This is a genomic window from Pseudomonas sp. F8002, from assembly GCF_013385495.1.
Taxonomy (GTDB): domain Bacteria; phylum Pseudomonadota; class Gammaproteobacteria; order Pseudomonadales; family Pseudomonadaceae; genus Aquipseudomonas.
Window position 1 is genome coordinate 1 of sequence record NZ_JACAPW010000060.1, and the last position, 8233, is coordinate 8233.

At 61.8% G+C, this 8233-nt stretch carries 9 protein-coding genes and 1 pseudogene; 8 read left to right on the forward strand and 2 right to left on the reverse strand.

What is annotated here, in order from left to right; translation table 11 throughout:
- Positions 1 to 118: 118 nt before the first annotated feature.
- Together HX811_RS31450 and HX811_RS31455 are read right to left on the reverse strand one after the other, a co-directional pair.
- A complete protein-coding gene (locus tag HX811_RS31450) occupies positions 119 to 1423 on the reverse strand; it encodes an ATP-binding protein (RefSeq protein ID WP_003212508.1) in 1305 nt (434 codons plus the stop codon).
- Entirely contained in the window at positions 1420 to 2160 is a 741-nt protein-coding gene (locus HX811_RS31455; protein WP_003212510.1) for a response regulator, read from the reverse strand. The genes HX811_RS31450 and HX811_RS31455 overlap by 4 nt, the downstream gene beginning before the upstream one ends.
- A gap of 216 nt (positions 2161 to 2376) precedes the next feature.
- Here HX811_RS31455 and HX811_RS31460 point away from each other — a divergent pair, with 216 nt between their 5' ends.
- The 8 genes and pseudogenes from HX811_RS31460 to HX811_RS31495 all read left to right on the forward strand — a co-directional run bounded on the left by HX811_RS31460 (position 2377) and on the right by HX811_RS31495 (position 7923).
- Positions 2377 to 2619, forward strand: coding sequence for a DUF2790 domain-containing protein (locus tag HX811_RS31460; protein ID WP_087695229.1), 243 nt, complete (start codon positions 2377 to 2379; stop codon positions 2617 to 2619).
- Positions 2620 to 2630: 11 nt separating this feature from the next.
- The gene (locus HX811_RS31465; protein WP_003212515.1) at positions 2631 to 2810 is read left to right on the forward strand and encodes a hypothetical protein; all 180 of its coding nucleotides are present in this window, start codon (positions 2631 to 2633) and stop codon (positions 2808 to 2810) included.
- Positions 2811 to 2887: 77 nt separating this feature from the next.
- A pseudogene (locus HX811_RS31470) lies at positions 2888 to 3406 on the forward strand (thioredoxin family protein); the annotation flags it as partial.
- Positions 3407 to 3492: 86 nt separating this feature from the next.
- Positions 3493 to 4530: an isopenicillin N synthase family oxygenase gene (locus HX811_RS31475; RefSeq protein ID WP_177048794.1), complete on the forward strand. Its 1038-nt coding sequence runs from the start codon at positions 3493 to 3495 to the stop codon at positions 4528 to 4530.
- A 14-nt stretch (positions 4531 to 4544) separates the two neighbouring features.
- Positions 4545 to 5339 carry a MetQ/NlpA family ABC transporter substrate-binding protein gene (locus HX811_RS31480; protein WP_003212522.1) on the forward strand — a complete coding sequence of 265 codons (795 nt, stop codon included), beginning with the start codon at positions 4545 to 4547 and terminating at the stop codon, positions 5337 to 5339.
- The gene (locus HX811_RS31485; protein WP_003212524.1) at positions 5336 to 6082 is read left to right on the forward strand and encodes a methionine ABC transporter ATP-binding protein; all 747 of its coding nucleotides are present in this window, start codon (positions 5336 to 5338) and stop codon (positions 6080 to 6082) included. The genes HX811_RS31480 and HX811_RS31485 overlap by 4 nt, the downstream gene beginning before the upstream one ends.
- A complete protein-coding gene (locus HX811_RS31490) occupies positions 6079 to 6744 on the forward strand; it encodes a methionine ABC transporter permease (protein ID WP_177048795.1) in 666 nt (221 codons plus the stop codon). Before HX811_RS31485 ends, HX811_RS31490 begins: the two co-directional genes overlap by 4 nt.
- A 99-nt stretch (positions 6745 to 6843) precedes the next feature.
- The gene (locus tag HX811_RS31495) at positions 6844 to 7923 is read left to right on the forward strand and encodes a sigma-54-dependent Fis family transcriptional regulator (RefSeq protein WP_003212528.1); all 1080 of its coding nucleotides are present in this window, start codon (positions 6844 to 6846) and stop codon (positions 7921 to 7923) included.
- Positions 7924 to 8233: the final 310 nt, after the last annotated feature.

Consider the following 8233-nt stretch of genomic DNA (forward strand, 5'->3'; position numbering starts at 1 on the left):
GGTGCCGAGTGGTGGGGCAAGAGCGTTTTGCTTACTTTTGCGCTGTTCAAAAGTGAGCCGCTGTAAGAGCGGAACCGATACAAGCCATCACCCAAATAATGGATATACACACCGCCCGTCACAGCTCCAGCCGAACCTGCGCACACAACCCCCCACCGTCCCGGTTGCTTAGGGTCAACTCCCCACCAATCGCCACCGCCAGTTGCTGGGCAATCGCCAACCCCAGCCCTGTACCACCAGTGCCACGATTACGCGAACTCTCCACCCGGTAAAACGGCTGCATCACCTGCACCAGTTCATCCTCGGCAATCCCCGGCCCCCGGTCCAGCACCTTGATCGAAAGCTCACCCGCCGCCGTCGACCCCACCTCCAACTGCGCCTCCCCGGCAAATTTCAGCGCGTTGTCCACCAGGTTCACCAGCACCCGACGCAACGCATGGGGCCGCGTATCCAAAACCACCGCGCTTTTACCGGTCAAACTCACTTGCTTGTTCATGTCCTGGTAATCAAACACCAGGCTGTCGAGAAACGCATCCAGGTCGATCCGGCAACTGGCCTCGGTCGACCCATGCACACTGCGGGCATACGCCACACCCTCGCGCACCAGATGCTCCATTTCCCCCAGGTCACTCCAGAGCTTTTCCCGGTCCACCGAGTCCTCCATGAACTCGGCACGCAATTTCATGCGGGTGATCGGCGTCTGCAAGTCATGGGAAATCGCCGCGAGAATCTGCATGCGCTCCTTGAGGTACTCGGCAATCCGCTTCTGCATTTCGTTGAACGCCGCCGCCGCATGCGCCACCTCGGTGGGGCCGGTTTCGTCCAGCGGCGTCGGGCGGGCATTCGGGTCGAGGGTTTCCACTGCCCGTGCCAGGCGTGTCAGCGGGCGGATGGCGATGCGCACGGCGATCCAGGTGCACACCAGCAACACCACCAGTTGCAGCACCAGTACCACCGGCAGCCAGAACGCAAACGGGATCGGCTTGGGATAGACATCAATCGTGACCGGGCTGCCATCGGCCAGGGTCAGGTGCGCCTGGAAGTGTTTTTGCAGGCCCGGGATGTCGCGGAACGTCAGCGGGTAGTGCTCGCCCAACGCATCGGAAATCGACGTCGCGGCCATGGGCACGTTGTCGCTGGCCATCGGCTCGCCGGGTTCGCCGGCATTCAGCAGGTAGCGGTAGGCGTTGCGGTCGAGGCGCGGCAGCCAGCTGGCACGCTCGGCGGCGGGCAGGCGGTCGAGGATCGCGATCGACGTCGATACGTCGTTTTCCAGGTTGCCCAGCATTACGCTGCGGGCACTCATGTAGCGCTCATAGAACTGCGCACTGAACGACAGGGCGTTGGCGCACAGCAGGCTGACGATGAAAATTACCGTCAGTTGCGCCGCGAGGGTGCGCGGCCAGCGAAACGTGAGGGTCATGCCGGGTCCCCAAGGATTTCCACGGCCAGGGAGAACACATAGCCTTCGCTGCGCACGGTCTTGATGTAGGCCGGTTCGCGGGCGTCGTCCAAAAGGCGCTGGCGCAGGCGGCTGACCAGCAGGTCGATGGAGCGGTCGAACAGGTCCGCGTCCCGGCCCTGTGTCAGGTTCAGCAACTGGTCACGGTTGAGCACCCGTTGCGGATGGTCGAGGAAGACGCGCAGCAAACGGTATTCGGCACCGCTCAAGGCCACCAGGGTGTTGTCTTCGTCCAGCAGATGGCGGGCGGTGGTGTCCAGGCGCCAGCGGCCAAAGCGGATCAGCCGGCCGCTTTCGGTCACCACCAGGTTTGGCGGCAGCATCCGTGTGCGCCGCAGCACGGCGTTGATGCGGGCCAGCAGTTCACGGGCGGCGAAGGGTTTGACCAGGTAATCGTCGGCGCCCATTTCCAGGCCGATGATGCGGTCGGTTTCATCGTTGCGCGCGGTGAGCATCAGGATCGGCGTGGCCTTGTGCTTGCCCACCCGCAGTTCGCGGCACAGCTGCAAGCCGTCGTCGCCGGGCATCATGATGTCCAGCACGATCAGGTCCACGGGCGTGGTGTCGAGGAAGCTGCGCATCTGCCGGCCGTCAGCCACCACGGTGGTGCGCAGGCCGTTCTTTTTCAGGTAGTTGCCCACCAGTTCGCGGATCTCCCGATCGTCATCGACAATCAGAATGTGATCGACGTGATCCATGCTGCCTTCCTCGTTGATTAGTCATTGATGCGCAGTCTAGCCACTGGCGGCGGGCTTGCCTTGTGCCCTTTGTATTGCAGTGTATCTGGCGGTGACGAGATACACATCGACGCAAAAATCCGGGCCTGGCCGACACAATCCGGATACCTCGCAAGGTTCAAATGAGCCCATCGAGGTAATCCGCCTCGGCCCACTTGAACCCCCGGGGAACCACCCATGACTATCAAAGCTGCCTATGCCAGTTGCCTGTTTGCCTTACTCACTGGCCTGAGTGTTGCCGCCCATGCCGAAACCACCGCCAGCCAGCCGGATATCCACCAGGTGCTGTCGATCTCCGAAGAGTCCGGTGGCGCGCTGTGCGGCATCGTCAACTCGCACCTGACCTACCTCGATTCCGAGGGCCAGCGCCACGTCCTCGACTACCGCAAATTTTCCAGCAATTGCCTTGAAGGCAGCTGAGGAGACCGGCCATGACCCCACTCAACAGCTTTCTCAGTGCCCTGGCGTTTTCCATGGCGGGTGTGGCGGCGGATGTGAACGCCGCTACCGCGAAAAAACTCACCGGCAGTGAAACCTGCTTCCAGAACACGCCGCTGGCGCAAAACGGCGCGGCTCGCAAACGCGCCGAAACACCCCCGGCCACGAGGTGACACCCATGAACTTCATCCGATACCTGCGCCGCTCAAAAGGCCTGCTGCTGTTGGCACTGGTGGTTGCCTTGGTCGGCGTGCCCAAGGCGGTGAACTACCTGATCAACAACGTCGATGCCGAAAGTTTCAGCCAGTCCGATGAGCGCATGCCGTCCCTCGACGGCGCGGTGGCCTGGCTCAACTCGCCGCCGCTGACGGCCGAGGGCCTGAAGGGCAAGGTGGTGCTGGTGGATTTCTGGACCTACGACTGCGTCAACTGCCAGCGCAGCCTGCCGTACGTCAATCAGTGGGCGAAGAAGTACGCCAGGGACGGGTTGGTGGTGATCGGTGTGCACACGCCGGAAAACGCCTATGAGAAAGTCCTGGATAACGTACGCAGCCAGGTCAAGAAGCTGGACATCCATTACCCGGTGGCCATCGACAACGACTACCGCATCTGGCGCGCCTTCGATAACCAGTACTGGCCGGCCCATTACTTCTTCGATGCCACCGGCAAAGTGCGCTACAGCCATTTCGGCGAGGGCCGCTACGACAATCAGGAGAAAGTCATCCAGGCCTTGCTGGAAGAAGCCAGGGCAGCGAACGCGCCAACCTAAGCTAATGCCAAAAAGGTATTTATTGCGGGGTTTTTAGATCGTTTAGCTTCACCACTCCACGTACCTGTTCATGGAGTGAGCACCCAATGTCGCACCCGCTGGCAATCAACACCTTGCCCCTGCTGGACCTGGCGCTGCTCGACGGCAGCCCGGCCCAGCGTGGGCAGTTTCTCGATGACCTGCGCCACGCTGCGCGGCATATCGGTTTTTTCTACCTCACCGGCCACGGCATCGACGCCGGGTTGCTCACCCAGGTGCAGCAGCAGGCGCGCCAGTTTTTCGCCTTGCCGGAGGCCGACAAGCTTGCTGTCGGCATGATCAACTCCCCGCACTTTCGCGGCTACAACCGCGCCGCGTCGGAGATCACCCGGGGGCAGCCGGATCTGCGTGAACAGTTCGACCTCGGCGCCGAGCGCGAGCCGCTGCAGCAAGGCCCGGATTCACCGGCCTGGTCGCGCCTGCAAGGCCCCAACCAGTGGCCTGCCGCGTTGCCTGAACTCAAGCCCTTGTTACTGGCCTGGCAGCAGGCGATGACGCAGATGTCCCTGCGCTTGTTGCGCGCCTTTGCCCAGGCCTTGTCGCTGCCGGAAAATGCTTTCGACCCGCTGTATGGCGCCAAGCCCAACGAACACATCAAGCTGATCCGCTACCCCGGCCGCCACGCCCAGCAGAGTCGCCAGGGTGTCGGTGCCCACAAGGATTCCGGCTTTCTCAGCTTCCTCCTGCAAGACCAGCAGGCCGGCCTGCAAGTGGAAGTGGAGGAGGGCCGCTGGATCGACGCCTTGCCGCGCCCCGACACCCTGGTGGTGAACATCGGCGAGTTGCTGGAACTGGCCACCAACGGCTACCTGCGTGCCACGGTGCATCGGGTCGAATCGCCGCCCCTGGGCAGCGAGCGTTTGTCCCTGGCGTTTTTCCTCGGTGCACAACTCGACGCGGTGGTGCCGGTGTATCAGTTGCCGCCCGAGTTGCTGCGCGATGCCCACGGCCCCACCAGTGACCCGCGTAACCCGCTGCTGCGGGACGTCGGCTGGAACTACCTCAAGGGCCGCCTGCGTTCCCATCCGGATGTCGCCCAACGGTTTTACGCCGATGCCACGATTCCCCAAGCCCTGTCCGCCTGATAAGGAACATCACCATGCTCAAGAAAACAGCCCTGGCCCTGGCCGTCCTGATTGCCTCCTTCGACGCGCAGGCCGCCGAGGCCCTGCGTGTGGCGGCGGACCCGATTCCCCACGCGCAAATCCTCGAATACGTGCAGAAGCTCGACCCGCAGCTGCAGCTGAAAATCATCGAAATCCCCAACGGCGTGAACTCCAATGAACTGCTGGCCCACGGTGATGTGGACGCCAACTACTTCCAGCACTTGCCGTACCTGCACTCCCAGGAACAGGCTCTCGGCCAGAAATTCACAGTGGCGGCCACCGTGCATATCGAGCCGCTGGGTATCTATTCCCATCGCCACACCAGCTTTGCCCAGGTGCCGGATAAAGGCACCGTGGCCGTGCCCAACAACGTCACCAACCTGAGCCGTGCGCTGTACCTGCTGCAAGCCAACGGCCTGATCACGCTCAAGCCCGGTTTCAACGACCCGGCCAAGGACCAGGCAACGCCCAAGGACATTGCCGAGAACCCCAGGCACCTGAAGATCCTCGAGATCGAATCACCACAGATTCCTCGTGCCCTGGATGATGTCGACCTCGCCGTGATCAACGGCAACTACGCCCTCGAGGCCGGCCTGTCACCGGCCAAGGATGCCCTTGGGCTGGAAAAAGCCCAGGGCAATCCCTACGCGAATATCCTCGTGACCACCCCGAAATTGCAGGACGACCCACGGATCAAACAGCTGGCCAAGGACCTGAATTCGCCGGAGGTGGCCAAGTTCATCACCGAGAAATATGCAGGCTCGGTGATTCCGGTAGCTGTCGAATGATCGTCGTCGAGCAGGTCAGCAAAACCTACGCCGATGGCCAGCCACCGGCGCTGGATAACGTGTCGTTGCAGATTGCCGACGGTTCGATCTTCGGGATCGTGGGGCGGAGCGGGGCGGGCAAGAGTACTTTGCTGCGCTGCCTGAACCTGCTGGAGCGCCCGACTTCCGGGCGCATCCTCATGGACGGCCAGGACCTGACGCTGCTCAGTGACAAGCAACTGCGCCAGCAACGCCAGCGTATCGGCATGATCTTCCAGGGTTTCAACCTGCTGCATTCACGCAACGTCGCCGACAATGTGGCGGTGCCCCTGGAAATCGCCGGCCAGCCCAAGGCCGAGCGCGTTGCCCGGGTCAAGGAATTGCTGGAACTGGTCGGCCTGAGTGACAAGGCGCTGGCGTTTCCGTCGCAACTGTCCGGCGGCCAGAAGCAGCGCGTCGGCATCGCCCGGGCACTGGCGGCGCGCCCGGATTATTTGCTGTCGGACGAAGCCACCAGCGCCCTCGACCCGGAAACCACCGCGTCGATCCTGGAACTGCTGCGCAGTATCAATCGGCAACTGGGGGTGACCATCGTGTTGATCACCCACGAGCTGGATGTGGTCAAGGCTATCTGCGACAGCGCGGTATCCCTGGCCAATGGGCGTGTGGTGGAAAGCGGCAGCCTGATTCAATTGCAGGCCGACCCCGCCTCAAGCCTGGGCCGCTCACTGGCCCCCAGCCTGCCAGCGGTGAGGGCAGTATGAAAACGGACTGGAACGACATCCTGCAACTGCTGCTCACGGCCACCGGCGAAACCCTGTACATGGTGCTGCTGGCGGCGGTCTTTACCTTGCTGATCGGCCTGCCCCTGGGGGTGCTGCTGTTTGTCAGTCGCCGCGGCGGGCTGTTCCCCTTGCCACGGGTGAACCGTGTGCTGGGTGCGGTGATCAACCTGGGCCGCTCATTGCCCTTTGTGGTGATGCTGATTGCCTTGATTCCACTGACCCGGCTGATCGTCGGCACCACCCTGAGCAGCACCGCCGCCGTGGTGCCGATCACCATTGGCGCCTTTCCGTTCTTTGCGCGGATTGTCGAGAACGCGCTGGACGAAGTGGACAAGGGGCGCATCGAAGCCATCGTTGCCATGGGTGGAGATATTCGGCATGTGATCTTCAAGGTGCTGCTGCCGGAGGCGCTGCCTGCGTTGCTTGCGGGGTTGACCCTGACCCTGGTGATGCTGATCGGCTTTTCGTCCATGGCCGGGGTGATTGGCGGTGGCGGCCTGGGGGACCTGGCGATTCGTTATGGGTACCAGCGTTTCAATAACCAGATCATGGTGGTGACGGTGACTGTGTTGGTGGTGCTGGTCCAAGGCGTGCAAAGCCTGGGGGATCGTTGCGTGAGGTCGCTGGCGCATCGACGATAAACGGTTATGTACTAATGAATTTTTAATATTTCTAGTTATATGTGCGACTGAGTAAAGTTCCCTTACGTACCTTCACCTCGTCGCCGGGAAATACTCTTCATGAACCGTCCCCACGGGCATCCCACGCCGATCCTGACTTTACCCCAAGGCGAAAAAGACCCGTTGTCGATTCGCGCCAAGGCGCTGGTTTTTGCCGACCCGCGTTCCCTGCAACTGCTCGAATATTTGCAACGTGTCGGCCCCAGTGAAGCGCCGGTGTTGATCAATGGCGAGACCGGCACCGGCAAGGAGCTGGTGGCGCGCTATATCCACAGCGCCAGCGGCCGCACCGGTGCGTTTGTGCCGGTGAACTGTGGGGCCATCAGCGAGAACCTTGCGGAAAGCGAATTTTTTGGGCATGAGGCCGGCTCGTTTTCCGGGGCCTCGGGGCGGCGGATCGGCTGGTTTGAAGAAGCCGATGGCGGGACCCTGTTCCTCGATGAGATCGGTGACTTGCCGCTGCCGTTGCAGGTGAAGCTGCTGCGGGTATTGCAGGAGCAGGAAGTGGTGCGAGTGGGGTCGCGCAAGCCGATCAAGATCAATATCCGGCTGGTGACGGCCACCAACATCGACCTGGAGCAGGCGGTGGAGGCGGGCAACTTTCGTCTTGACCTGTTCTATCGCATCAACGTCGCGCAGGTGCAGGTGTTGCCGTTGCGTGAGCGGCCGCTGGATATCCTGCCGTTGGTTGAGCATTTTCGGCGGCTCTACAGTGCCAGGCTGAAAATCGCTGAGCCGATGTTGTCGGAGTCGGCGACCCAGGCGTTGCTGGATTATCCGTGGCCGGGGAATATTCGTGAGCTGGAGAATGTGGTGCACCTGGCGCTTTTGGTGGCTGGGGACAGGCCGATCATGCCGTCGCACTTGAAGTTTTCTGCGGGGCTGAGTGCGATGCATGCCAGCGTTAACAGCGGGGCGCCGAGGATTCCGCAGGAGGTGGTGCGGGAGCAGTTGCTGCGGTTGTTCGAGGTGCCGGGGGATTCGTTGTTGCACGATATCGAGGATTTGATCGTGCGGGAGGCGTTTGCGTTTTGTGGGTTTAATCAGTTGCGTACGGCGGAGTTGTTGGGGGTGACGCGCAATGCCATGCGGACGCTTTTGGTGAATCATGGGATGCTCAAGGGGCGGGTTAAACCCTGATTTTTTGGTGTACATATCCGTTATTTGGGTAACGGCTGCTTATGGTTTCGCTCTTACAGCGAGTCACTTTGCAAAAGCGGCAAAGTAACCAAAGCGCTCTGCCCCGCCTGTCGGCGCCTCGCTAGGGCTCGGCGTTCCCTCACTCCGGCATTGCTCCGCGGGCCGCCGCGATGGGCCATCCTTGGCCCAGCGCGGCTAAACCGGCGTCCTGCCGGTTTACCCGCTCCGCAATACCTGCGTTCGGCCTCGGGCTTATTGGGGCAGTCAGATCAAAAGCAAAAGCACAGCGGCCTCCCGGCCGGCTTGAGTG

Excerpts from the sequence above, each read along its gene's own strand:
- HX811_RS31490 (WP_177048795.1), top strand. The coding sequence starts at position 6,079 with ATGAAAACGGACTGGAACGACATCCTGCAACTGCTGCTCACGGCCACC.
- HX811_RS31460 (WP_087695229.1), top strand. The coding sequence starts at position 2,377 with ATGACTATCAAAGCTGCCTATGCCAGTTGCCTGTTTGCCTTACTCACT.
- HX811_RS31455 (WP_003212510.1), bottom strand. The coding sequence starts at position 2,160 with ATGGATCACGTCGATCACATTCTGATTGTCGATGACGATCGGGAGATC.
- HX811_RS31495 (WP_003212528.1), top strand. The coding sequence starts at position 6,844 with ATGAACCGTCCCCACGGGCATCCCACGCCGATCCTGACTTTACCCCAA.
- HX811_RS31475 (WP_177048794.1), top strand. The coding sequence starts at position 3,493 with ATGTCGCACCCGCTGGCAATCAACACCTTGCCCCTGCTGGACCTGGCG.
- HX811_RS31465 (WP_003212515.1), top strand. The coding sequence starts at position 2,631 with ATGACCCCACTCAACAGCTTTCTCAGTGCCCTGGCGTTTTCCATGGCG.
- HX811_RS31480 (WP_003212522.1), top strand. The coding sequence starts at position 4,545 with ATGCTCAAGAAAACAGCCCTGGCCCTGGCCGTCCTGATTGCCTCCTTC.
- HX811_RS31450 (WP_003212508.1), bottom strand. The coding sequence starts at position 1,423 with ATGACCCTCACGTTTCGCTGGCCGCGCACCCTCGCGGCGCAACTGACG.
- HX811_RS31485 (WP_003212524.1), top strand. The coding sequence starts at position 5,336 with ATGATCGTCGTCGAGCAGGTCAGCAAAACCTACGCCGATGGCCAGCCA.